This is a genomic window from Mucilaginibacter straminoryzae (genome assembly GCF_022953055.1).
In the GTDB taxonomy this organism is placed as follows: Bacteria; Bacteroidota; Bacteroidia; order Sphingobacteriales; family Sphingobacteriaceae; genus Mucilaginibacter; species Mucilaginibacter straminoryzae.
In genome coordinates this window covers 50,437-76,576 of the sequence record NZ_JALJEJ010000011.1, presented here as the reverse complement: position 1 = coordinate 76,576, position 26,140 = coordinate 50,437, and the positions used below count along the sequence as shown (strand labels likewise).

At 44.4% G+C, this 26,140-nt stretch carries 19 protein-coding genes; 11 read left to right on the top strand and 8 right to left on the bottom strand.

The genetic code is table 11. From position 1 onward, the window contains the following. Positions 1-401 precede the first annotated feature (401 nt). The gene (locus MUY27_RS18165) at positions 402-3,548 is read right to left on the bottom strand and encodes a glycosyltransferase family 117 protein (RefSeq protein ID WP_245132437.1); all 3,147 of its coding nucleotides are present in this window, start codon (positions 3,546-3,548) and stop codon (positions 402-404) included. A gap of 453 nt (positions 3,549-4,001) precedes the next feature. On the opposite strand from MUY27_RS18165, the gene MUY27_RS18160 reads away from it, so the two are divergent. The 3 genes from MUY27_RS18160 (at position 4,002) to pth (ending at position 6,422) form a co-directional block, all read left to right on the top strand. Further along, complete coding sequence (locus MUY27_RS18160) at positions 4,002-4,946, top strand: ribose-phosphate pyrophosphokinase (RefSeq protein ID WP_245132436.1); 945 nt, start codon at positions 4,002-4,004, stop codon at positions 4,944-4,946. Between the two features lie 122 nt (positions 4,947-5,068). Then, positions 5,069-5,644 (top strand): 50S ribosomal protein L25/general stress protein Ctc, encoded by a 576-nt coding sequence (locus MUY27_RS18155; RefSeq protein WP_245132434.1) that lies wholly within the window; start codon positions 5,069-5,071, stop codon positions 5,642-5,644. A gap of 217 nt (positions 5,645-5,861) precedes the next feature. Then, positions 5,862-6,422, top strand: coding sequence for an aminoacyl-tRNA hydrolase (gene pth / locus MUY27_RS18150; RefSeq protein WP_245132432.1), 561 nt, complete (start codon positions 5,862-5,864; stop codon positions 6,420-6,422). A 68-nt stretch (positions 6,423-6,490) separates the two neighbouring features. Here pth and MUY27_RS18145 read toward each other — a convergent pair whose 3' ends face one another. Beyond that, positions 6,491-7,489: an acetyl-CoA carboxylase carboxyltransferase subunit alpha gene (locus MUY27_RS18145; RefSeq protein ID WP_245132430.1), complete on the bottom strand. Its 999-nt coding sequence runs from the start codon at positions 7,487-7,489 to the stop codon at positions 6,491-6,493. A 50-nt stretch (positions 7,490-7,539) separates the two neighbouring features. Beyond that, the gene (locus MUY27_RS18140) at positions 7,540-8,043 is read right to left on the bottom strand and encodes a hypothetical protein (protein WP_245132428.1); all 504 of its coding nucleotides are present in this window, start codon (positions 8,041-8,043) and stop codon (positions 7,540-7,542) included. A 319-nt stretch (positions 8,044-8,362) separates the two neighbouring features. Here MUY27_RS18140 and MUY27_RS18135 point away from each other — a divergent pair, with 319 nt between their 5' ends. Beyond that, positions 8,363-9,553 carry a glycosyltransferase family 1 protein gene (locus MUY27_RS18135; protein ID WP_245132426.1) on the top strand — a complete coding sequence of 397 codons (1,191 nt, stop codon included), beginning with the start codon at positions 8,363-8,365 and terminating at the stop codon, positions 9,551-9,553. 242 nt (positions 9,554-9,795) lie between these two features. After that, a complete protein-coding gene (locus MUY27_RS18130; RefSeq protein WP_245132424.1) occupies positions 9,796-11,970 on the top strand; it encodes a family 1 glycosylhydrolase in 2,175 nt (724 codons plus the stop codon). 697 nt (positions 11,971-12,667) lie between these two features. Here the strand turns inward: MUY27_RS18130 and MUY27_RS18125 are convergent. Next, positions 12,668-15,379, bottom strand: coding sequence for a carboxypeptidase-like regulatory domain-containing protein (locus MUY27_RS18125; protein ID WP_245132422.1), 2,712 nt, complete (start codon positions 15,377-15,379; stop codon positions 12,668-12,670). Between the two features lie 209 nt (positions 15,380-15,588). Between MUY27_RS18125 and MUY27_RS18120 the strand changes: the two genes are divergently transcribed. Both MUY27_RS18120 and MUY27_RS18115 read left to right on the top strand, forming a co-directional pair. Next, a complete protein-coding gene (locus MUY27_RS18120) occupies positions 15,589-15,768 on the top strand; it encodes a hypothetical protein (protein ID WP_245132420.1) in 180 nt (59 codons plus the stop codon). A 91-nt stretch (positions 15,769-15,859) separates the two neighbouring features. Next, entirely contained in the window at positions 15,860-16,063 is a 204-nt protein-coding gene (locus MUY27_RS18115) for a hypothetical protein (protein WP_245132419.1), read from the top strand. Here MUY27_RS18115 and MUY27_RS18110 read toward each other — a convergent pair. Next, positions 16,060-16,899, bottom strand: a complete 840-nt coding sequence (locus MUY27_RS18110; protein WP_245132417.1) for a sulfurtransferase — start codon at positions 16,897-16,899, stop codon at positions 16,060-16,062. The genes MUY27_RS18115 and MUY27_RS18110 overlap by 4 nt on opposite strands. 125 nt (positions 16,900-17,024) lie before the next feature. Here MUY27_RS18110 and MUY27_RS18105 point away from each other — a divergent pair, with 125 nt between their 5' ends. Further along, positions 17,025-18,710, top strand: a complete 1,686-nt coding sequence (locus tag MUY27_RS18105; RefSeq protein ID WP_245132416.1) for a T9SS type B sorting domain-containing protein — start codon at positions 17,025-17,027, stop codon at positions 18,708-18,710. Between the two features lie 85 nt (positions 18,711-18,795). Here the strand turns inward: MUY27_RS18105 and MUY27_RS18100 are convergent, their stop codons facing one another. Then, positions 18,796-19,560, bottom strand: coding sequence for an SDR family NAD(P)-dependent oxidoreductase (locus MUY27_RS18100; RefSeq protein WP_245132414.1), 765 nt, complete (start codon positions 19,558-19,560; stop codon positions 18,796-18,798). Between the two features lie 107 nt (positions 19,561-19,667). On the opposite strand from MUY27_RS18100, the gene MUY27_RS18095 reads away from it, so the two are divergent. Together MUY27_RS18095 and MUY27_RS18090 are read left to right on the top strand one after the other, a co-directional pair. Next, entirely contained in the window at positions 19,668-20,690 is a 1,023-nt protein-coding gene (locus MUY27_RS18095; RefSeq protein ID WP_245132413.1) for a LacI family DNA-binding transcriptional regulator, read from the top strand. 71 nt (positions 20,691-20,761) lie between these two features. Further along, complete coding sequence (locus MUY27_RS18090) at positions 20,762-22,528, top strand: L-fucose isomerase (RefSeq protein ID WP_245132411.1); 1,767 nt, start codon at positions 20,762-20,764, stop codon at positions 22,526-22,528. 104 nt (positions 22,529-22,632) lie between these two features. Here MUY27_RS18090 and MUY27_RS18085 read toward each other — a convergent pair whose 3' ends face one another. Next, positions 22,633-23,187: a hypothetical protein gene (locus MUY27_RS18085; protein WP_245132409.1), complete on the bottom strand. Its 555-nt coding sequence runs from the start codon at positions 23,185-23,187 to the stop codon at positions 22,633-22,635. Between the two features lie 129 nt (positions 23,188-23,316). Continuing rightward, positions 23,317-23,919: a DUF4468 domain-containing protein gene (locus tag MUY27_RS18080; RefSeq protein ID WP_245132407.1), complete on the bottom strand. Its 603-nt coding sequence runs from the start codon at positions 23,917-23,919 to the stop codon at positions 23,317-23,319. A 1,109-nt stretch (positions 23,920-25,028) separates the two neighbouring features. Between MUY27_RS18080 and MUY27_RS18075 the strand changes: the two genes are divergently transcribed. Further along, complete coding sequence (locus MUY27_RS18075; RefSeq protein ID WP_245132405.1) at positions 25,029-26,117, top strand: nuclease-related domain-containing protein; 1,089 nt, start codon at positions 25,029-25,031, stop codon at positions 26,115-26,117. Positions 26,118-26,140 lie beyond the last annotated feature (23 nt).

The following is a 26,140-nucleotide window of genomic DNA, read 5'->3' as shown; positions in this document are numbered from 1 at the left end:
AAAAATCTTAAAGTTGGGATTTAACCAGATCGCTGTAAACGTGATATACCAATTCTTGTCTTTGCGAGGAGTGCAGCGACGCGGCAATCTCTTCTTAAAGGAAAGCGTAAAGACCCTTCGACGGAGCTCAGGGTGACATTTTTGTCATTATCGTCTTTGCGAGGAGCGCAGCGACGCGGCAATCTCTTCTTAAAGGAAACGCGTAAACCCTTCGACTGAGCTCAGGGTGACATTTTTGTCATTATCATCTTTACGGGGAGCGCACCGTACAAGTAAACAAGAGTCAGACGAACTGTTGCTCCCGCTCTTCCTGCCTTTACCTCTACCCAACCACTCTCCTGGGAGAGGGGCTTATAAAAGTCCTCCCCTACCGGGGAGGATATAGGTGGGGCTTATTCAGCTTATTGTTGCTGTCGTGCCAGGATGCTCGACAATTTGCTTTCGTAATCCTTAAACTGCTTGTCAAGCTTTGCACTCAGTGCAGTTTGCTGGTTATCTTTCGTCAATCCTACCAAGCCGTTCAGTATAGACATACACAACTGCACATCGTGTGTGTTTACTCCGTCAGCATTATCTTTCAGCAGGTCTGAGTTATAGCTTAACACCGCATCCAGATAGGTATCCAACTCGTTCGCCCATTTGTTTGCCAGTTGAGGTTCGCCTGCTTTGTAGCCGCTTTCTACCATGTAGAATTTACGGGCAGAAACCTCGGTGTATGGGTACAGATCAGGCATCACTTCATCAAAGCGTTTCAACAAGTTCTTGGCCAGGTCGGTATGGCCTTCAGCTACCAAATGATCGCTCAGGGTGCTGAATTGCTTCATGATCAGCGGGTAGAACATTACGGTAGACTCATGATCCAGGTAACGCGCATGCTTCATGTTGCCCCATTTAAACTTGTTCATCATGTTATTATACATGGTGAGCGTGTTTGTTACTTCTAACGGCTGGGCGGCGGTATCCGGTTTTAACGGCATCAGGCGGTAAGCAAAACCTTCATTATAAAGGTACTTGTCAAGGCCGATCATGTTATCGTTACCCACGGTGATGGCAAAATAAACCGGGCGTTTCCAGTTATTGTGCGCCAGGATATCGATCATAGCCAGGTTATCTTTTGTAAGGTAGCGTGAAGGATATTTCCAGCTCATTACCGGATCGATCTTATCTTTCAACTGGGCAGGTACTGTTCCGGTACTCACCACTTCGTCCGGGTTATTGGTGATCTTGAAATTCTGCGTTGGCAGGTAGTTATCCGACTCTCCGTTTTCGTACTGTATCTTCGCATCCTGGCTATCAGAAGTCACAAAATCGAAAACTTCTTTCAGCTCAATCGAGCCTGGCAGGTTACGGTCGTTCAGGTAAAGTACATCGCGCACACCAGCAACAAACTTTTCGTTCGGCATGGTGATAGGCAGCGGTGCAGAAGTATTCATTTTCTGCTTCATCTGGCGAATGTACCAATCGGTACCTAACAAGCTCAGGTTCACGATACGCACATCCGGGCGGATACCTTCTACCTCCTGCGCATACCACAACGGGTAAGTATCGTTATCGCCATAAGTGAATAATATCGCATTAGGCGCGCAAGACTGCAGGTAGTTGGTCGCCATATCGCGCGGCGTAGTTTTGGTAGAACGGTCGTGGTCATCCCATTCCTGGCTGGCCATTAATATTGGTGCGGCAATCAAACAGGCTACACTGGCAATCAGCGCGCTGGTTTTTGCATTCATTTTTTTGCTTAGCAGATCGGCAATAGCCAATACCCCTAAACCAATCCAGATAGCAAAAGCGTAAAACGAACCTGCATAGGCATAATCACGTTCGCGCGGCTGGTTCGGGTCCTGGTTCAGGTAAAGCACAATAGCTAAACCGGTAAAGAAGAATAGTACCGCCACAATACCGGCGTCGCGCTGACGGCGGCGGAAGTGATAAACCAAACCTAATACACCGATCAGGAACGGCAAGGCGTACATGCGGTTGTAAGATTTGCTATGGGTTACGGCGTAAGGCAAGCGCTTACCGGCGTTGAAACCGGTGATCCAGTTACCGTCTGTACCATTGCTATCGTTCTGGCCATCCATATCATTGGTACGGCCTACAAAGTTCCATAAGAAGTAGCGGTTATACATCTGGTTTACCTGCCAGCTCAGGAAAAAGCCGATGTTGTGCGCCATGGTCGGGCTTTCTTCCTGCCCCAGGTGCAGCCACTGGCGATAGAACTGCACATCGTCGCCGGTTTGGCTAAAGATGCGAGGGAATGGCGTGTTATGATCGTAAATGGCAGTTTGTTTTTTGCCAGCGATTTCATATTTGGTTTTTCCACGGCGATACAAGGTCTGCCCTTCCTTCACATCAGTTTGTTTCGCATCGAAATACTGACCGTATAATAAAGGCGTTTCGCCATACTGGTCGCGGTTCAGGTAACTGTTTAACGCAAAAGCATCCTCCGGGTCGCTGTTGTTCAGGTTGGTGCCTGCCTTCGCACGGATGATAATCATCACGAAAGAACTGTAACCGAGCAAAATAAAGAATGCACCCAGTAAAACAATATTCAGGATGTAGCGTGCCTTGCGGACATGCAGTATATATTCGAGGATAGCAAGGACAGCCGCACCTGCAATAACACCAATAATTCCGGCGCTAAAGAACAGCAACAGGATAAAACATGCTGCTGCCGCAATGATGACACTGTTATTAGGCTTAATGGTATAGTAAATACCCAGTACAATGGCTGCAACCAACAGCAGATAGAATATAATAGCACCGGTGTTAAAACTGAAACCTAAGGTATTTACAAAGAATAAATCGCTGTAAGCTGCGCCTTTTACCGTGTATTGGATAATTCCCCACAAAACTAAACCTAAAGCAACACAACCTAAAATGAAAGACCAGATGGTACCTTTAGAGGTAATGGTTTTAGCTCTGCGGAAATAGATTACCAGGGCGATGGCCGGTATTACCAGCAAGTTTAACAAGTGGATACCGATAGATAAACCCATGATGTAGGCGATAAAGATCAGCCAGCGGTCGGCACCAGGCTCGTCTGCATGCGCATCCCACTTCAGGGTAGCCCAGAATACAATGGCAGTACATAGAGATGATTGCGCGTAAACTTCAGACTCCACAGCTGAAAACCAGAAGGTGTCAGACCATGTGTAAGCCAATGCGCCTACGATACCTGCACCGATGATCAGGATCTGGTCCGTAGCGGATATTTCATTGTTATTTTTAACCAATAATTTCTTTGCAAGCGCAGTAATGCTCCAGAAAAGGAACAAAATGGTAGCCGCGCTGGCCAGGGCTGAGGCCATGTTAGTCCAGTAAGCTACTTTATGTACATCACCGAAAGACAGTAAAGAAAAGATCTTGCCGATCATGGTGAACAAAGGCGCACCCGGCTGGTGGGCTACCTGTAAACGGTAGATACAGGCAATAAATTCGCCACAGTCCCAGAAACTGGCCGAAGGCTCCAGCGTAAGAATATAAGTAATGGCAGCAATAACGAATGTAATCCAGCCGAATAAATTATTGGTCTTATTATAATTCATAGTTGAATATAAAGGAAACAGTTTAAAGCCGACGAAATTAAGAAAACTATTATATCTTTTTGGCCAATAGCCGGATAGTTTAACATTATTTAACCCCGCTTAGCATAGATTTTACATGCTTTCAGATTTTTTTAAATTTTACTTTTGAAGTTTCAAAAATCGTCTTACATTTGCATTCCGTTTCGGAAGGCAATTATCTGAAACTGGTATTGTCCGATAGTATAAGGGTAGTACAACTGATTTTGGTTCAGTTTGTCTTGGTTCGAATCCAGGTCGGACAACAAAGGAAAAGATTCGGATTTCGTATATCGGAATTCGAATTTTTTCGTTTATAGGCTTCAGTACCGTGTATTGTTGCTGAGGTTGGCAGGTTGATAACTCGTTTTTACGTAAAGTAAAGTTGATAACTGAATTTCCGGCTTAATCCCCGGGGTTCGAAATTTCAATAAAAGGATGCCCTTACAATTTAACCCGGTTAAACTATTTTCAGGCACAAGCAGCTTAGAGCTTTCCCGCAAAATTGCTGATTGTTATGGCCGCGAACTTGGAGATGTGATTTTTTCGCGCTTCAGCGACGGCGAATTCCAGCCACACTTTAACGAGTCTGTCCGTGGTTGCGACGTGTTCCTGATCCAGTCTACCAACCAGCCGACTGATAACCTGATGGAGATTCTGATGATGGTGGATGCTGCGCGCCGTGCTTCTGCACACTACGTAACAGCGGTAATCCCCTACTTTGGCTTAGCCCGTCAGGACCGTAAGGATAAACCGCGGGTTGCTATCGGTGCAAAGCTGGTTGCCAACCTGTTAGTTGCAGCTGGTATTAACCGTATTATGACGATGGACCTGCATGCGGCGCAGATACAGGGTTTTTTTGATGTTCCGGTTGATCACCTGGATGCCTCGGTGATCTTTGTACCTTACATTAAAAGCCTGGGTTTACCAAACCTGACCATTGCTTCGCCGGATATGGGCGGATCATACCGGGCCAGAACCTTTGCCAAATATTTTAACGCGGAGGTGGTAATTTGTGACAAACGCCGTAAACGGGCGAATGAAATAGAATCAATGACGGTTATCGGCGATGTTACCGATCAGGATATCGTACTGATCGATGATATTTGCGATACCGCAGGTACGCTTTCAAAAGCAGCCGCATTGATTATGGAGCGTGGCGCAAGAAGCGTAAGAGCGGTTTGTACGCATCCTGTGTTATCGGGCAATGCTTACGAAACGATAGAAAAATCAGCTTTAACAGAATTGATCGTTACCGATACTATTCCGTTGAAGCAAGAGAGCAGCAAGATACGGGTGCTTTCAACCGCTGATCTGTTTGCAAAGGCAATCGCTAACGTAAACGAGCACGGTTCGATCAGCCAGCTGTTTAAGGTGGATTGAGCCCCGCCTGAATCCTCCCCGTAGGGAGGACTGTTATTTGAATTAATAAATAAACAATATGGGCTTCAAGCCCCCTCTCCCCCCGAGAGGGATGGTGAGAGGCTCAACAATTAACAAAAAAAATGAAATCAATTGCTATTAGCGGTTCTCCAAGAGAGAACGTAGGGAAACGCGATGCCAAAGCGCTGCGCTACCAGGGTCTGGTACCAGCTGTATTGTACGGTGGTGCTACTCAAACTCACTTCTCTGTTGCAGAAGCTGATCTTAAACCAGTAGTTTATACTCCTGATGTTCAATTAATTGATATTGAAGTTGCCGGTACTACTACCCAGGCGATCATCCAGGACATTCAGTTCCACCCGCTTACTGAAAGAATCATTCACGTTGACTTTTTACAACTGAACGAAAATAAACCGGTTGCTATTGAAATTCCTATCCGTTTAACCGGAACTTCTCCAGGTGTTAAAATGGGTGGTAAACTGGTTCAGAAATTACGTAAACTGCGTGTTAAAGGCTTACCTAAAGACCACGTTGATACCATCGACGTTAGCATCGAAGGCCTTGAAGTTGGTAAATCTGTACGTGTAGGCGACGTTAAGTTAGAAAACTTAGTAATCACCAACGCAGTTGAAGATACTATCGTATCTGTTACTACTTCTCGTGCACTGCGTCAGGCTGAGCAAGAAGGTAAAAAATAATTTTTGTTCGATTTCACGATTAAAAGTGATTTCACAGATAAAAGCGATAAGATATCTTATCGCTTTTTTTATAGATAAACGCGTCATTGCGAGGAGGAACGACGAAGCAATCTCGTACTTTTGTGACTTTGTACCAACAAGGTACACGAACAGATTGCCGCGTTTCGCTCGCAATGACAACTTTAATTAAAATTTCCCCTTAAGGGGATTAAGGGGTATGAAATACTTAATAGCAGGTTTAGGAAATATCGGGCCGGAATATGCAGATACCCGGCATAACATCGGGTTTATGATTCTGGATGAGCTGGCCAAGCAGGAAGGCTTAAAATTCCATACCATGCGGCTGGCCGGTTACACAGAAATGTCGTATAAAGGGCGTTTGCTGCACCTGATCAAACCCACTACCTATATGAACCTGAGCGGCAAAGCTGTGGCTTACTGGATGCAGCAGTTAAAAATACCTGCGCAAAATGTATTGGTATTGGTAGATGAACTTGCCCTGCCATTTGGCACACTCCGCTTGAAACCACAGGGCAGCGCAGGTGGCCATAACGGTTTAAAAAGCATTGAAGCTTCTATCGGCACCGCACAATATGCCCGGTTAAGATTTGGCGTTGGGAACAATTATCCTAAAGGCCGCCAGGTAGATTATGTTTTAAGCGGCTTTGACGATGACGAACAGCCCGAACTACCCGCACTGATTGACCGCTCTATAGAAGTAATTAAAAGCTTCGTGACCGTTGGAACTGAACTCACGATGACCAAGTTCAACAAGTAACTTAGAACATAACAGAAAACGCCGCACTGATAAAGCGCGGCGTTTTCTGTTATCATAATATACAGGTATTATTGCGCAGACACCACGTTTTGAGGTTGTTCGTCCGTAGTCTCTTCTTCTACTACCACACCCATCGAACAGAATTTCTCGATACGCTCATTCACCAGTTCGTCGACATTGCGTTCCTGTAAAGATTTCAGGTCTTTCAGCAACTGCTTTTTTAGCGTACCGGCCATTGCCACCGGATCCTGGTGTGCACCACCCAGCGGTTCTTTGATCACACCGTCGATCAGTTTGTTCTTAAACATTTCGCCTGAAGTCAGCTTCAACACTTCAGCCGCTTTTTCTTTATAATCCCAGCTACGCCAAAGGATAGATGAGCAGGATTCAGGCGAGATCACTGAATACCAGGTATTCTCCAGCATATACACTTTATCGCCCACACCGATACCTATCGCACCGCCGGATGCACCTTCGCCAATAATCACGCAAATTACAGGCACTTTCAGTACAGACATTTCCATCAGGTTGCGTGCAATGGCTTCGCCTTGTCCGCGTTCTTCGGCTTCCAAGCCAGGAAATGCTCCGGGGGTATCTATTAAGGTGATGATAGGCTTATTGAATTTCTCCGCCATTTTCATCAAGCGAAGGGCTTTGCGGTAACCTTCGGGATTGGCCATACCAAAGTTACGGTACTGACGATCCTTCGTATTACGCCCTTTTTGATGGCCGATAAACATAGCCGTATGGCCATTGATAGAACCGAACCCGCCTACAATCGCTTTATCATCGCCGATATTGCGGTCGCCGTGCAACTCAATAAAATCGTCGCACATTAATTCTATATACTGCAAGGTATAAGGGCGCTCGGGATGACGCGAGATCTGCACCTTTTGCCAGCCGGTCAAATTGCTGTAGATCTGCTTCTTCAATACCTCGAACTTCTCCTCCATCTCTGCCAGCGTTGCCGACATATCTACCTTGGTTTTATCTTCTGCCTGCTTTACCTTTTCTATCTGCTGCTGCAGATCGGCAAGCGGTTTCTCAAAGTCAAACGAAATCTTCATACACTTTAAATCGGGTGGCTAATTTAAGCAAATGTAATGGCAATTAGTAATTATGGTTTCTCGAGGGTGTAAAACTTGTTCAACTGGTAAGGCGTAAGCACTTTCCGGGTGTTAAAGCAAGCCGTAAGCAATGCGGTACGCAATTCGCCCTGGTACAAACCGTAACGGTTACCATAGAACACAATACTGCCTTCGTTTACAAAGCGCCGCCTGAACATGCTGTCCAGCATTTTTTCATTGCGGATCACGGATACAGCAACTTCCCGCTTTTTCAGGTCGAGCGTTTTCATGATCTCATCAAACTGTTTCAACTGTGCGGGAGTCAGGTTCAGTTCTTTTTTATACTTCAAAACCTTGTCCGGCAAAGGGTAGCCGTTCATGGTAGCGGATGCGGCGGTGTTATTTACATCGTCCCCTTTCAGGATGGCATTGTATTGCGCGTCGGTTAAAGTTTTTACGGGCGAACGCCTGATTATGGTATCCTTTTGTGCATAAGCGCTAAAAAACAAGAGCGGCGAAAGGAACAAGAAAACATAAATAAGCACATTTTTCATAAGCATCAGCCAGTTACGCGAACAAAAGTCGCATTATCCTGTTGTATAAACAAGCAAGCTACTAAGCCGCTCCGATTTAATTAATAATTACACCTCCGTTAAAGTAGCCCATTTCAGTTCTTAATCAGGCATCGCCGCTATCCGGAAAAGTATACACGTATCTCCTTAACCATAGCGTAACGGTTCTGAAACATACAAATTTGCTATATAATTTAACTATTAGTTATTATTTTAAATCAGAACGCGAATTGAAAGATCTAAAATGTCCTAAGTGGCATTTGAATTGCAAACAACAACATACAAATAAAACAGATATAACATGAGTTTAAAGCTGACCCCGGAAGCAGACTTCCAACAAAACAACCAGAACGAACAGTTACCAGATAACCTGATCTGTTTTTCTCACCTTAGATGGGATTTCGTTTTCCAGAGGCCGCAACATCTCTTAACCCGTTTATCCGATACCTTTAATATATTTTTTATAGAAGAACCGCACGTAGAAGAGATTGAGCAACATTACTACACCTTTTCTAAAAGGGAACCCAACATTTGGGTAATGGTACCGCACCTACCACCCGGCCTGGACGACGAGCAAAGCATGCAGATGCAAAAACAGATGTTTAACCGTTTTATGGAGAACAAACAGCTAAGCAATTTCATCTTCTGGTATTACACACCAATGGCGCTGAAGTTTAGCGAAGACCACGACCCTAAAGTAGTAGTTTATGACTGCATGGACGAACTTTCAGCATTTAAGTTTGCACCGGCAGAACTGCCAGCGCTCGAGAAAAAATTAATGAACCGCGCAGATGTGGTATTCACCGGCGGGCATTCTTTGTACGAAGCCAAAAAACATCAGCACCCCAACATTTATCCGTTCCCAAGCAGTATCGAAAAGAAACACTTTTTGAAAGCCCGCACAATAGACACCTGCCCCGCAGACCAGATTGATACCGACAAGCCTAAAATGGGTTTCTATGGTGTGATTGACGAACGCTTTGATATCGACCTGATTGGCGCTATTGCCGATGCACGGCCAGACTGGCAACTGATCCTGATCGGCCCGGTGGTAAAGATCAACCCAGACCATTTACCAAAGAACAGCAACATCCACTACCTGGGCCAGAAGAGCTACCAGCAATTGCCGGATTATATGGCTACCTGGGACATTGCCCTGATCCCGTTCCAGTTGAATGAATCCACCAAATTCATTAGCCCTACTAAAACACCGGAATACCTGGCAGCAGGTTTACCTGTTATTTCAACCCCAATCCGTGATGTTGTTCATCCGTACGGCAAGAATAACCTGGTACATATAGGTGAAACAGCTGAAGAGTTCATTTCAGCAGCCGAACAGTTGCTGAACACCACTGCAAAGGATAAAGAAGCCTGGCAGCTAAAAGCCGATACTTTCCTGTCTTCAAACTCGTGGGATAAAACCTGCGACAACATGCTGAGCCTGATTAAAAAAGCCGCCGACAAAAACTCATACCTGCGTATTGCCCAGTAATGGCATTACAACAGTATAGCCCCTCCTCAATCCTCCCCCGTAGGGAGGACTTAAAATTCCCTCTCCTTTGGAGAGGGTTAGGGTGAGGTCAGACACAGGACGCGAAACATAAGAACGCTGACGCTCTGCTCGTCAGCTATGCTTATGTGAAAGAAAAGCAGCTATATCATATTAGGTATATACTGTAAACAAAAACTTTAACAACCGGCTGGTCTTAACAAAGAGACCGAAAAGATAAAATTATGGAAAAGCAGAGCTTACCGGGAGTAGAAATCTGGGGTGGATTAGAGTGTACGTGTAACCGTGTAAATGATGATTATTTCGACCAGTTGGAATATAACGGCCATTACGAACGCGAGGACGACCTGAAACTGATTTCGGAACTGGGAATAAAAAAATTAAGATACCCCATTTTATGGGAAAAACATATGCCCGAACCCGGCCGGTTGATCGACTGGTCGGCAACGGCAAAAAGACTGGATAAATTAAGGGAAACAGGGGTTGAACCGATAGCCGGACTAGTCCATCATGGTAGCGGCCCGGCTTGGGTACACATGGCCGAAGAATCATTCGCAACAGGGCTGGCAGCTTATGCCCGTGAAGTAGCCGAAAGGTTCCCCTGGATTGAGTACTATACGCCGGTAAATGAGCCTTTAACCACAGCCCGCTTTTGTGGGTTGTATGGTATTTGGCATCCACATCACAAAGATGTGCTGGAATTTGCACGTATACTACTGAACGAATGTAAAGCTACCGTGCTGGCTATGCAGGCGATACGGGAGATAAACCCTAATGCAAAACTGGTACAGACGGACGATTTAGGAAAAACACATAGTACCCCGTTGTTAGCCTACCAGGCCCAGCACGAAAACGTTCGCCGGTGGCTAACGTTTGACCTGCTAAGCGGTCGCGTACATCATGATCACGGGATGTGGCACTTTCTGACGCATATCGGAATCCCGTCGGCTGATCTTCAGTTTTTCCTGGATAATGTTTGCAAGCCGGATATCATCGGTATTAATCATTACCTCACATCCGAACGTTATCTGGATGAACGGCTGGAAAACTACCCTGTGCACACTTACGGGGGCAATGGCCGGCACCAGTACGCAGATGTTGAAGCTGTGCGCGTGGGCCATGCTAAACCAGAAGGTTTGTATGGGCTGTTAAAAGAAGTTTTTAACCGGTATGGCGACGTAAAGGTAGCGGTAACCGAGGTACACCTTCATTGCACCCGCGAAGAACAGATGCGCTGGCTGGACGAGATCTGGCACGATACCAACCAATTGCGTGAAGAAGGTTATCAGCTGGAAGCCATTACCGCGTGGGCTGTTCTGGGTTCGCACGGTTGGAATAAATTACTCACCAAACCAAACGGCGATTATGAAACCGGCGTGTTCGACCTGAGATCGGGCTATGCGCGGAAAACCATCCTGGGCCATATGCTACAGCAATATAGCGCAGGGAAAAACTTCCATCACCCCGTACTGGATGTCCATGGCTGGTGGAAAAGGCCGGTAAGGGCTATTTATTGCCATGATGCTACACCAATGCAAGAGGAACAAAAAAAGACCATCCAACCACTGCTAATCGTGGGTAAAAGCGGCACTTTAGGCAAGGCCTTTGCGCGCATCTGCGAAAGCCGGGGGATTGTTTATGAGCACCTGGGCAGGCAGGAAATGGATATTACAAACCCGGTACAGGTAGAACGGGTGATAGCTGAGAAAAAACCATGGGCAATAGTAAACACTGCCGGATTTGTACGCGTAGATGACGCCGAAACCGACCGTGATGCCTGCTTCTTACTGAATACAGCCGGGGCAGAAAACCTGGCTACACTTTGCGAAAAATACAGCGTACGGCTACTCACCTACTCTACCGACCTTGTTTTTAACGGCAGCAAGAATAAGCCTTATACAGAAAGCGACAATAAGTCGCCGTTGAATATTTATGGCGAAAGCAAGTCGCTGGCAGAAGCAAGGGTACTGGCTGGTAACCCGGACGCGCTAATCATTAGAACGAGTGCATTCTTTGGGCCCTGGGATCAGTACAACTTCATCCAGGTGGCACTGAATGAATTAAGACAAGGAAAAGAGTTTGCCGCCGCTGCCGATGTATACATCTCGCCCACTTACGTGCCCGACCTGGTAAATAACAGCCTTGATCTGCTGCTGGACGGCGAACATGGCATCTGGCATATGAGTAACCAGGGGGAGATCAGCTGGGCTAACCTTGCCTATGCCGTAGCAGAAAAGGAAGGTATCCGCACCAGCTTAGTACGGTCGCTGCCATTAACCAACTTTAGGTACAAAGCCAAACGCCCGCAATACAGCGTACTGGGAAGCGAGAAAGGATTATTGCTACCGTCGCTTTATGATGCGCTGGAACGCTACTTTGCAGAGAAGCGAAGCGCGTAAACAAGATAATTCGATTTCAAGAGCCGCCAGTACCAGCGGCTCTTTTTTATTGTTGTAACCTATGTGGTTATGTTTCGTAGAAGGCATTAACAAACAAAGTAGCAAGATGAGAAAAGTAGCAGCAGGATTATTGTTGGTTATCACCGTTATTGCCGGTATCAGTTCATGTGCGCCCAGCAGCAGGCTCGCATTTCGCCCGCACCACAGGCAGGTTTATTAAATAAAGCGATGTTGTTATAAGGCAATCAAATCGTCAGGGCTTTTCCCCTTTACTTATCGCGCGCATTTGCAATGCGTGCGTAAGGTTGAATGACGATTAAATCGTCCGCTATTTCCCGCAAGCATTACAAATGCGCGCGGGTGCTATATTTTTCCTAAATACGCTTCAAACGTTTGCAAATATCAAGGCGTTTCCCCTCTTAACTTCTCGCGCGCATTTGCAATGCGTGCGTAAGCTTGAATGACGATTAAATCGTCCGCTGTTTCCCGCATGCATTACAAAATGTGCGCATGCGCTAACGTTGCTGCCATTTTTACGTCAGTAATCCTGACTTAAAAGTTATAAAACCTATGGCCGCCCGGTAAATGTGGCGAATGCGGCGGATGTGGCTAACGCGGCAGACGTGGCCAACTGGCTTTTGCCAGCCAGACCATCCCGCACCCGAAAAGTTATAAATCTTTACAGGGTTAAACGCTGTTATTTAACAGTAAAACGATAAATGCCTCGGCCGATATTCCCGTCTTTATCTATACCTTCTACAATGGCCTTGTAAGTACCTCGTCCATCTGAATTATAAAAATCAAACACAGCCGTACCTGTTTTATCAGTGATGATGTTCGGGCTCCAGAAGATGGTGGTGCGCAGGTCGCTCACGGCAATGCTTTTTACCACCGTATATTTAGGCGAGTAAAACTGTTTGTATTTGATATAACCTTTTGGAGTAAAGGTGACGATATTTTGATCCGGGAATAACTGCTTCAGATCGCTCAGCTTCATTGGCGTTCCTTTCGGTGCTTCTTTCATATTTACTGAAATTACCCCTGCGGTGCTGGTCATCCGGTTGATCCCGCTTACCCCATCATTAAAGAACACCTCGACAGATTCAACTTCTGCGGGGTTAACACTCATCAGGTAATTCACATCTCCCTGCATCCCCTTCACATAAATCTGCATTGGTGTTCGGTCGCCCTGGGTGTAATTTCGCGAGATATAAAAGTTTCCGTTATCAAACGTCACGCCCGGCAACGAATTCTGGATACAGAGGAAGAAGTTATTACAGCCCTTCAGCATCTCGCCGCTCAACTGCCGGTCGGCCATTGCCGGAAGCCCGGTAAGCGCCGAATAGTCATTATGGGATACCTTCTTGATCACCGGGGCACTTTTGATCACTACCTCTTTCAGTATCTGGTTAAATTTATATTGTTTTTCGCTGTTAAGGATATAGGTATTCAGCACGCTATCGATATTAGGTATTTCATCGGCTACGTTTTCAGATTTGGCTATCGATGGGAAGATATCACCATTCATAGTAATCTTCATATTCCGCGAATCCGGGTTATTGCGGGCGCTTACCGTAACCTTTGATGAATCTGTAAACTGCACGTTTTTAAACACAAAGTTACCGTCGGCATCGGTGGTTGTTTCCGCAGAATAGTTTTTATCAGGAATGATCAATCTTACAGCCCCTCTAAATACAGGCATACCGTTCAGTTTACGAAGGGTACCGCCAAGGTCTATCCCTTGCTCAGGGGCGATAGTTGCGCGCGGTACTTTATCCCATACTACATCATACAAATCAAACTGCCGGAAACCCTGCGTCATCATCAATACATCCAGATCCGCATTTTTCTTTGCGTCAGGTTTATTGAAATAATAATTCGGCTGTTCTACGTAACCGGTAATATCACTTGTAAGCAGCAGATTGGTTAAAATAGTGGTTTCGGCATCTTCTTTAAACGGCACCTTTGTCTCATCAATTACCGCCACGGAAAAGCTACCTTCCGACGGAACAGCGCCTTGTTTAGCGGTAAGTTTCATGGCCACATGCTGCCGCGCGGCGTAAGCAGGCTTATCGCTGCTGAGCGTCAGGTTCAGGTTATCATCCCGGTTGATATAAACCAAACGCTCGCTTACCGGGTCGCTCGAAGAAGTCAATAACGAAAGCGATATCACGCCAGATTTAAATTTAGACTTGGGAATCACCGCCGAATACGTCTGGCTGGTTAAAGCCGTTTGCGCCGCGTAGGCGATGGTACCGCCGGAGCGTGCTATGAGATAAAAAACACGGTTCTTGTACTTTTCATAGAAGGCCGGCGTAGAGGCGATCTGAATCACCAGGTTATCCGGCTGGGCATTATTGACGCTCAGCACCACGCCGTTTGATACTACACGGGGCAATAATACGGTTGCTTTACTGCCATCAGCAAATTCTGCATTGGCTTTATAGGTGGTATTAGCCTCGGGGGTGAAGGTTACCTTACCCATACCCAGGTGCTGCGACGAAAAATCGGCAACTACCTTGCCCGTACCATCCACGATAGTCCCTTTTACATCTATCCCCAAACCACTGCTACGGATAGCCTTAAAGGCTACCTGCATAGGAATATTAGAAAGCAGTAAGCCGCCTTCGGGGAAAAACTGCAGGTCGGGGGCGCCAAAGGCGTTCTTAAGCGAAAAACTGGCAGAGGCAGTTTTCTTCTCTGCCACCTCTACGCTGGTAATGATGGTACTGCCCGCAAAGTTCTTCACTTTGTTATCTTCTACGGGTACATCCAGGTAACCTTTGGCATCCGTAGTACCACGTCCGCGCGTAATCACATCGCCATTCGTTTCGATACGCCACTCTACTTTTTTACCCGCCAGGATATTACCTGCCTTGTCCTTATAAAAAATCTTTGCTCCCGGCTTTGCACCTTTTCCATCGGGGTTGCCATAATAACTTACCTGCGTACTTAGTTCCTTATTCAGCGCGTTGCCAATGGCAATGGTTTTATCAAAGAAGTAAGAGGTTTTGAAGTTTAGCATCCAGTTGGTATAAGCGCGGATGCGGTAATTTCCCTGGCGGTAGGTGGTTCCGTTTAAAACAAACCTGCCCGATCCCGTACTGTTGGTAACCGGTATCCTGAAAGATTCTATCAAACTATCGCGCGGACCGATCACGTCTACGTTTACAACTTTACTGATCGCCGAAGGCAGATGCACATCCATTGTCAGGTAAGCTTTAAACCACACGGTATCGCCAACTGCGTAATATGGCTTATCGAAATGCAGGTATACCTTTTCTATAGGGTGTTCCGAATTAGATACGGCAGCTTTCTGTACAACCGTTGTCACGGGCAAGCTATCGCGCTGTGCAAAAGCAGATGAAAAGCAAAACAGGAACAGAAGCGGGTAAAGATATTTTTTCAAAAGTTTAAATTTAAGTCACTATAACGCTGCAAAATGGCTTTGATTGTTGACGTTAACACTTTTTAACAGCTTAGGGCAAGTATACTGTTTATTAGAGTTTCAGTAAAGCTGGTTTTAAAAAACCGACGTAATTTATTGCAGTAAAATTAGTGTTACTATTAATCCTTTTCGTGACAAAACACTCCTACTAATAAATAAAAGCAGAGATTATGAAGCGCAGGATATTAGGCATAGCAGTAATTGCAGCCATAGTAGGTTCTCTAAGTAGTTGTATGGTAGAGAACGATACGTACAGACATCATTACAGATATGATCGCCGGTATGATAATGACCGTTACCATGATCATCACTATGATCGCGATGGTTACTACAACAACGGCAGATACTAACAAGAGACGGCCGCCTGCAAAATGGGCGGCCGTTTTATTTTTAGAAGGTATTATCGGCTGAAAAATGTATTTTTATAACATAATCAGCCTTATGAAAAAGTATTTAGTTTCCGTTGCGATAGTTATTTACGCCTTTTGTTCGCTACAGGCCTGCTCTACCCAGCGCGATTCCAGGGTGACGTCTACCGGTAGAAATTTCCCTCATGATGCGGACAAAAACGCAGAGAAAGAAGAAAAAGCGAAAGACGGTAAGAAACCCAAGCAGAATAATAAGAAACCCGACGATTCCAATTAAACTTCCTCTTTGGCTATCGGCAGGTCACGGCGAGACCATTCGCTCCATGAGCCCACATAGAGCTTTGCACCCGTTAACCCGGCTTCTTCCAACGCCAGCAGGGTATGGCATGCCGTAACGCCAGAACCACAATGAACAATCACCTGTTCTGCGGCTACATTGCCCAGCAGTTCCTGGTAGTTCTTCTTTAGTTCGTCTTCGCCTAGGTAGCGGTTATCAGGTGTCATATTGTTTGAGTAAGGCATGTTAACCGCACCAGGGATATGGCCTGCGATCAGGTCAAGCGGTTCTGTGTACCCCAGGTACCGTGCAGACTCGCGCACATCTATCACTTTCCGGTTTCCATCTTTCACGGCGGCTTTTACTTCCTCTATATCCGCTGTCCCATTAAAACCAGCTGGTACGGGATATTCTGCTGTAGCTACAGGGGCGCTTAAATGACTGGTAACCGGTAAGTGCTGATCCATTGCAGCCTGTAGCCCACCGCTCAAAACCTGTACCTGCTCATGGCCAATGGCTTTAAGCATCCACCACATGCGTGCTGCCGGGTTAGCACCCGCTTTATCATCATAAATTACCACATGGCTTTGGGGCGTTATACCCAACCGCGTTAATACCTTTGCAAAGTCTGCCGGGCTGGGTAAGGGATGCCTTCCTCCAACTGCCGCATCAACCGGCTTTGCGGCCAGGTCATTATCCAGATCAGCAAATACTGCTCCCTGCAAATGGGCGTGAAGATATCTTTGATAAGCATCCGGCCCACTTCTGGCATCAACAATTACCAAATCTTTCCAATCCATTGTGGCGAGCGCTTCTGGTGTTATAATAGGTTTCATATGTGTGTGTTCTATATCCAAATATACACCAACATCTCTTTCAGCCCGAGGCTGCTGCATAAAGTTTATTTATATCTCTGAATGTTTTTACCCTTAACTTAATATTTATTAGCTTTAGTAACTTTATGAAGCTCCTAATCAACCTTATAGCAATATTGCTTATTTCCACATTCACCTGTTTTTCGCAGTGCCTTACTAACATTGGTTTTGAAAGCGGCACTTTTACTGGTTGGGAAGCTTACGCCGGAAAGGTACGCACAGACGGAAGCTTAGATCTGTCGCTCACCGGCCCGATGAACAATCGCCATACCATTCAAAGCGCGACTACCTACCCTACCATGGATCCTTGGGGCGACTTCCCGACATTGTGCCCAAACGGTGGTAAATACTCGGTTAAACTTGGAAATGACCAGGCGCAGCAAGGAGCAGAACGGCTAACTTACGAGTTTGTAGTGCCTGCCGGTAATACCTTCAGTTTAATTTTCAACTATGCCCTGGTACTTCAAAACCCCAGTAGTGCACACCTACCGTTTGAACAGCCACGGTTTAGAGTGAATGTTTTTGATCTTACAGACAATAAGACGCTGGACTGCCCGGCGTTTGACTTTATCTCTTCCAGTAATCTGCCTGGGTTTAAAGCCTCTAAAGTATCTAGTAATGCAGGCACTGTTTACTACAAAGGATGGTCTTCTTCTACGATCAACTTAAATGGCTACGCCGGTAAGCGCATCAGGCTGGAATTCACCACCAACGATTGTACAAAAAACAATGGGTCCCACTTTGGCTATGCCTACATAGATCTTGATGAAAACTGCGGAAGTACCGTAACCGGTAATTCCTACTGCGCCGGACAAACCAGTATGACACTGCATGCCCCTCCTGGCTTTGATAATTATGTCTGGCGCGATGCGCAGAATAATATCGTTGGCAACAGTGAAGCGTTGACGCTAACGCCTTGCCCGCCGGACCAAACTAAATATTCTGTTACCATTGTTCCCTACGAAGGCCTTGGCTGCCCGGATGTTTTTAATACGGTTGTCAATAAAATAGATGCTCCTTTTGTGATGAAAGTAGCAAGTGTGGTGCGTGGTTGCCCCGGTACCGGCGTTGACCTAACACGTAGCAACGTGACGGCGGGCAGCGATCCGGATATTAAATACAGCTATTTTACAGACCCCGTCACACTGGACTTTCTATATACGCCAAATGCCGTGAAGCAGGAAGGCACCTATTACATCCAGGGGGTGAATGCTGAAGGCTGTATGAATATTTTACCAGTAAAAGTAGTAATTGGCGATCCTGTTATAAAAGTAACCACACCATCGCCGGTACAATATCCAGATGCTGTTGACCTGGAACAAACGTTCACACCTGAGCTTAACGTTAATTACAGCTACTATACCAATCCGGAAGCTACGATATCCTCATCATCAAAAGTAAACGAGAGCGGAACGTATTATATTAAGGGAGTGAACGAGGCGGGCTGTACAACGGTGGTACCGGTGACGATAACCATAACCCCACCCGATCCTTTTAAAGTCCTTTGCCCTAATACCTTTACACCAAATAACGACGGTATTAATGATTACTTTAAGTTTGAATTGGAGGGTTATGTGACCTTTAATTCATTAACCATTTATGACCGGAATGGGCAAATTGTTTACAGTACCCAAAGCCAGCAGGACTACTGGGATGGTACCTACAAAGGCAAAGCAGCACCTGCCGGAGTGTATTACTGGGTTTTCCAGGGAACGGATACCTATGCGCACAAGAAGATAGAACGTGCGGCTTCTATCACCCTTATTAAATAAATATTATATAGTTCTATGTAAAAGGACAACAAAAAAGGAGCATTACTGCTCCTTTTTTGTTGATCGTATAATGATTAAGCTATTATCAGGTATTCAGCTTGATGAAGCCGCCGTCAATACCATAGTCAGACCCGGTGATGAATGAAGCTTCATCAGAACATAGGTACAAGATCAGGTTGGCAATTTCTTCTGTACTTCCCATACGGCCGATTGGCTGCGAAGCTGAAAGTTTATCAAAGATTTCCTGCTCCTGCCCGGGATAATTCTTCGCAATAAAATTATCTACAAAAGGCGTATGGACACGTGCCGGGCAAATGCAATTACAACGGATATTGTTTTTGATATAATCACGGGCAACAGAATACGTCATGGCTTGTACCGCACCTTTGGTCATGGAGTAAGCAAAACGGTCTGTGAGGCCTACTACTGCTGCAATGGATGAAAGGTTCAGGATAACGCCGTTATTGTTCTTCACCATCACCGGAATGATCTCATGCAGGCAATTATACACCCCTTTTACATTGATCTGGTACAGGCGATCAAAATCTGCTTCGCTCGTATTGTCCGCTTTACCAACATGGGCCACGCCTGCACTGTTCACCAATATATCAATGTCGCCAATCTCTGCCACTACCTCTTTAACCTGCTGCTGATTGCTGACATCGCACTGATGGATGAATGCTTTACCACCAGCCTGCTCAATTTCCCTGGCTGTCTGCGAAGCATTGTCCGCATTAATTTCTATGATGTGAACGATAGCGCCTTGCCTGGCAAATACAACTGAGGTCGCTTTACCTATACCGCTACCTCCTCCGGTAATGAAAGCTATTTTTCCGGTCAGATCTAACATGATTTTTTCTTATTAAATGTAAAATGTACGGGTACTAAGATCATTAATAGTTTTAGAAACCACACTTCTAACAGGAAAAAAATATTTAATTGCTATAAATTAGACGGATGAATAAAAAAACATCTCTGAAAGATATCGCGGCACATCTGGGTGTTTCGGTTGCACTGGTGTCCTACGTGCTTAATAATAAAGCAGAACAGGCCCGAGTGGGAAAAGAGATGGCCGAACGTATTAAGCAGGCGGCAAAAGACCTCAACTACCAGCCTAACCTGATCGCCAAAGGGTTAAAAAGCGGACGGACGAAAACCATAGGACTAATTGTAGCCGACATCTCTAATCCGTTCTTTGCGAATATTGCCCGCGTTATTGAAGATGAAGCCAGCAAAAACGGTTATACGGTGATCTTTGGCAGTTCTGACGAAGACGCCCAAAAATCTATGGCGCTAACAGAAACTTTAATCAACCGGCAGGTAGACGGATTGATCATCGCCCCGGCAGAACATACGCAGGAACAAATTGAAAATCTGCAAAACAGAAATATTCCCATTGTTCTGATCGATCGCTATTTCCCTACCCTTGATACCAGCGCTGTTTACATCAATAATTTCGGGGCAGCAAAATCAGCAGTAACCCATCTGATCGAAAATGGCTATAGCAATGTTGGTATGGTTACCTATCAAAACCAACTATTTCATGTAAGCGAAAGGGTACGCGGCTATAAAGCTGCGTTGGAACAACGTGGCATTGGTTTTAAAGAAGAATGGCTGATAAGAGCAAATTATCATGGCGCGCAAAATGAGTTGGAAAAGCATTTGAAAAACATCCTAACCGGTGATGATGCTGTGGACGCACTTTTCTTTTCGAATAACTCTCTTGCCGTAGCCTGTTTAAAAATCATCCATCAGCTTGGGATCAACGTACCAGACGAACTCGGCCTGGTAAGTTTTGACGGAAGCGAGGCTTTTGACTTTTTCTATGCGCCGCTTACCTACGTTAAACAGGACATTTCCAGGATCGGGGCGGCTGCGGTACAACTACTGCTTAAACAATTTACCCCGGCGCATGAGCCAGAAAAGATAGAAATCCCTGCAACCCTCATTGTTCAAAAGAGCAGTATCAGGCGTAGATAAAATTTTTTGATTTAATTGCTTAAACGTTTAAACAATTTATATTTTAGCTTAGAAGTAAACCAATAAAAACCATGATAGCTAACTATCCTAAAATCGGCATCCGGCCTATTATAGACGGGCGGTACGGCGGCGTACGCGAATCGCTTGAAGATACCACCATGAAAATGGCAGAAAATGTGGCGGCATTGTTTGCAGCAGAGCTGCGCTACCCCGATGGCACCCCCGTGCAATGCATAATTGCCGACACCTGTATAGGCGGTGTGGCAGAAGCTGCCGCCTGCGCCCAAAAGTTCGAAACCAGCAATGTTGGGGTATCCTTATCTGTAACCCCATGCTGGTGTTATGGCAGCGAAACAATGGATATGCACCCCACCATGCCAAAAGCTATTTGGGGGTTCAATGGTACGGAACGGCCTGGCGCTGTTTACCTGGCTGCTACTCTTGCCGCTCATAACCAAATGGGACTGCCTGCCTTTGGTATCTATGGCCACGATGTACAAGACCTTGGGGATGAAACCATCCCGGATGACGTGAAGGATAAACTGCTCACCTTTGCCAAAGCAGGTTTAGCCGTTGCTATCATGAGGGGTAAATCTTACCTGGCTATCGGTTCGGTATCTATGGGGATCGCGGGTTCTATCGTTGTGCCCGACCTGTTTAAAGATTATTTAGGTATGCGCAATGAATATGTCGATTCTTCGGAAGTACTTCGCCGTATCCAGAAAAATATATTCGACCAGCAGGAATTTGAAAAAGCCTTGGCCTGGGTAAAAGCCAACTGTAAAGAGGGCGAGGATTACAATGCTGCTGAAAAACAGTTCGACCGCGAGCAGAAAAACAAAGACTGGGAATTTGTTGTAAAAATGACCATCATTATCCGCGACCTGATGATCGGCAACCCAAAATTAGCCGAACTTGGTTACAAGGAGGAAGCGCAAGGGCATCACGCCATCGTTTCCGGCTTCCAGGGTCAGCGGCAATGGACAGATTTCCTGCCTAACGGCGACTTCTCTGAAGCGATACTGAATTCATCCTTTGACTGGAATGGCATACGGGCACCATACATGGTTGCCACCGAAAATGACTCATTAAACGGCCTTTCGATGTTGTTCGGTTATTTACTAACTAACTCCGCACAGATTTTTGCCGATGTACGCACCTACTGGAGCCCTGACGCGGTTGAACGGGTAAGCAAATGGCGTCCGGACGGGGCAGCTGCTTCGGGCTTCATCCATCTCATCAACTCTGGCTCTGCGACTTTAGACGGATCCGGGCAGCAAAGCCGCGACGGTAAACCGGTGATGAAACCTTTCTGGGAAATTGACGAGCAAGAGGCTGATAACTGTTTAAAAGCAACCACCTGGTACCCTGCAAACAACGGTTATTTCAGAGGTGGGGGCTATTCTTCAAAATTTGTGACCAAAGGCGGTATGCCTGTTACCATGTGCCGTTTAAATCTGGTAAAAGGTATTGGCCCGGTATTACAGATCGCAGAAGGCGAAACGATAGATTTGCCTGCAAACGTTCACCAGATATTGGATGATCGTACAGATAAAACCTGGCCTACAACCTGGTTTGTTCCAAAGCTAACCGGCGCAGGAAACTTCCGTGATGTTTACGCCGTGATGGCCGCATGGGGCGCTAACCATGGTTCTATTGCCTATGGGCATGTTGGCCATTTATTAATATCAATGGCATCAATGCTGCGTATCCCTGTCTCCATGCACAATGTAGAAGCCGAGCGGATTTTCCGGCCTTCTGCATGGTCGGCTTTTGGGATGGACCCGGAAGGATCTGACTACCGGGCTTGCCAAACCTACGGAGCTTTATATAAATAGTGATCAAACAAAAAAAGCGGATCTTGCTAATCAAGATCCGCTTTTATATAACTATAAATAGAACCGAAAGCTTTTATGATTGCCTTCAGCTTATAACTTAAATATTAGAAGCCGCCGCTACCTAATTGAAATGAGTAAGTAACGTGGATACCAGCAAGGCTGACGTAGTTAATGTAGCTCTGGGTATAATCAAAGTGCTGATAACGGAAGCTCACATCAATACCTATATCTGGATTATTGTAACCAATTGATGGCACGTAAACAAATTTTGTTTGCTTGTTACCACTGGTCACAAAACTAGCACCCGCATCTACAGAAAGATAAAAATTGGTAGATACAAAGCCCTTATAACCAACTGTAACAGGCACAAAGCCTAATTTTGTAATGCCAGGATTGGCCTTTTTGCTTAATGGCAGGGTTGTATAACCTGTAGAGAAAGTAATACCGGTGTAATTGTTTGGATAATACTCCAGGTGGCCCTCTGCGCCAATACCGTATTTGAACTGATGCGGCGGGTTAGCCAGTATGCCGAAGGTAGGACCTACAGATGCACGCCATGTATTTTCTCTGAAAACGCCGGAGTTGTTAGACTGTGCACGGGCATTTTGTACGAATAGAGCCGCTACGGCTAAGAAAAAGTAAAAATTTAATCTCTTCATATAATGCAGATGATATCCCTCCGCTAAGAGGCTTTTGTTCAACAATTTATTAATGCAAAAATCAACAACTGTTAAAATTTGCTATACGATAATTCTAAAAGATCAACCTCTGGCACGCCCTGATCCGGTTTAAATTGCCTGACCTAAAGCTCCTTTAAACGAAACCGTCAGCCTGGTCATTTCTGCCTTCAGATTTTTAAAAGCAGTATCGGCGTGCTTGTTATATTCTTCCCGGCTCACAAAAGAACCTTTCTTATTTTTATTATTCAAATAGTTGTTGTATTCTTCTTCAACAGGTACTTCTACTTCATTAAATACCTTAAATAAGGATTTAAGTCCGTGAAGTTTCAAAGTACAAACGTTATCCTGTACAGTAACCTCGACGCTGAATTTTACAACCGGGCTAACCGGATAATTATAGTAAGTAACACCAGGTATCACCCGATAACCCGTAGCCAGGAAGTTCCCTTTCTCTTTATCAACTGCCTCTACCTTATCTTTCTTCGCTTTAAAACTGTTTTTAAACCACTCATTCGCAATTTCAGTAACCTGGTTTTTGGTTACAGAAGATTTTAAAGTCCACGATTGGGTAAATATTATCTGCTTCCCGTCTAAAGGCAAAGCCACTTTTTCTGCGTTTGAAGCAGTATCAGCTTGGGCAGAAACAGCGATAGTCACCAAACATAACCAACCCAAAATCAGCACCTTTAATAAACAAATACGTTTTTTCATCGTTTGCTGACAGCTTGCCCTCAAACTTACATAATTTAAATAATAAAACAAATACCTTTATAATATTAATAATATTACATTTTTACCTCCAAATTATTATTTAAATGCAAATAATCACACCCAAAATTGCCTTTTAAAGTTCAATTTTAAGGTATGATTAATTAAATTTCTTTTTAAAGAAATTTATATCCCCAAAATAAACTTCCAAAAAAGTAGCGAGAAATTAAGGGATAGTGAGTGAAGTAGTGTTTATGCCGGAAGCTCTTGCCCGCTACAGCAGCTATAAGCGTAACTTTGCTGAATAATTCTATCATTCTAATTCCAATTCAATCCAGTTTTTTTAGTTTTTCTTACTTTATACCGGGAAGGAAATTTTGGGATTAGATTTAAAATTGAAGGCTATCGAACTAGAAATACACCAACTATCCACCAAACGAATACAGATATAGGTAATAATGTCAATCCTAACTTAGCATACTTGTTTATCTGAAGGACGTAGGTCTGCTGTCTATAATTCCTTAACACGTTTATCGTAACAAGCAAGCTTAGAAGAAATAATACTGACAAGCTAATAACTATTAGTAATATAATAAAATTAGGCTTTGGGTGGAAGGATTCTTCGACTAAATAGCCTGCAAATGGCGTTACTCCTGTAATACCAACACTCCTATAATAGCACCCATCTTACGATTACATAAAGCCGATATAGAAGCAACTAGAAAAAGAAGTATCGATGAAATTAATGTTAGGTACGGCCTAAAGTCTGCAGCACCTGCTGAAAATCCCCACATGAACAAGTTGAGATAAAAAATAATGAAGCCATAGAGGAAGTAGCAGACATATTGTTTAAACATAGCTATTGCCCAAAGTACGATTCTTAATTCTTACTATCCATTTCAAGTTTATCAATCCACTAAATTTCGTTTTTCTTACTTTATACCGGCAACGAAAAACATGGATTAAGGCATAAAAGTCTACTACAGAAAAATAATAAAAAAGGGTTTTATAACTCCTAGTTATAAAAAGTGTAGTGGATTTGTTTTGAGGATTCTGTATTTTGATGCCTACTAATAATCACTTATAAACCTAAAAAAAAGTCACGATAGGCCATGTGCAAGGTTTACAATAGTGTAGGATCATTAACGGCGGTTAAGAATCGCTTACTAGCGCACAATATCCATAATTTTAAATCTGTAAAAGAGTTAATTGCTTTTCAAAATGAATTTTCCGCTTTACGCCAAAAAATCATTTTAAACCATCGACAGGTAATTAAGAAGGAATCAGATGACTTGAGCAGGGAAATACCTAAATTGAAAAATTTTATTGACAGTAAGAAAGCTGAATTAGAACAATCGTTGGTAGTTGAGCAAGAAACGTTTGAGACTAAGATTAATAACCTAAAATTGAATCATTCCAACTCCTTTCAAAGGTTTCTAAGTCCTCTAAAAATCGTTGGTTATAAACTCAAATTACAGTCAGTAATAAAAGATTATGAACAAAAGATCTCATCTGCTTTAGAGCCATTAATAGCTGATTACAATCATAAAAATATACGCTTAAACTATATCAATACAAGATTTGACGACGCAGTAAACCAAAGTGGCGAGGCAGAGCTACGGGAGTTAACTAGGAAAAAGAACGTTGTTGATCAAATCAATAACCATATATACGGAGCCATCGGCGAACAAAAAGTCGTAAAAGAGTTGGAAAAACTCTCTGATGAGTACATACTAATCAATGATTTCACACTAGAATTTCATCCCGCGATATATCGTCAACAGAACGACGATTACATAAAATCTATTCAGATCGATCACATTTTATTATCAACTTCAGGCATATTCCTGATAGAGACCAAAAATTGGAGTCAAGAGTCTATGGGAAATTTAAATATTCACTCTCCTGTACACCAAATCAAAAGAACAAACCATGCGCTCTACAGGGTTATAAATGACAAAATCGCTAGTTCGAGGTTGAGAATTAAAACGCATCATTGGGGTGAAAGGAAAATTCCAATAAGAAACCTAATAGTTTTAATTAAACACAAGCCTGTCGAAGAGTTTCAACACGTGAAGATTTTAACTTTAAACGAAATGTTGAGCTTCATTACTTACTTCGAACCTTGTTTATCTATTAGTGATGTACAGGCTATAGCTAATGAGTTGGTATCCATCAATCGTAGTTTAATATTGATGTAAGGAGTAATTTTTTAGAAAATTTT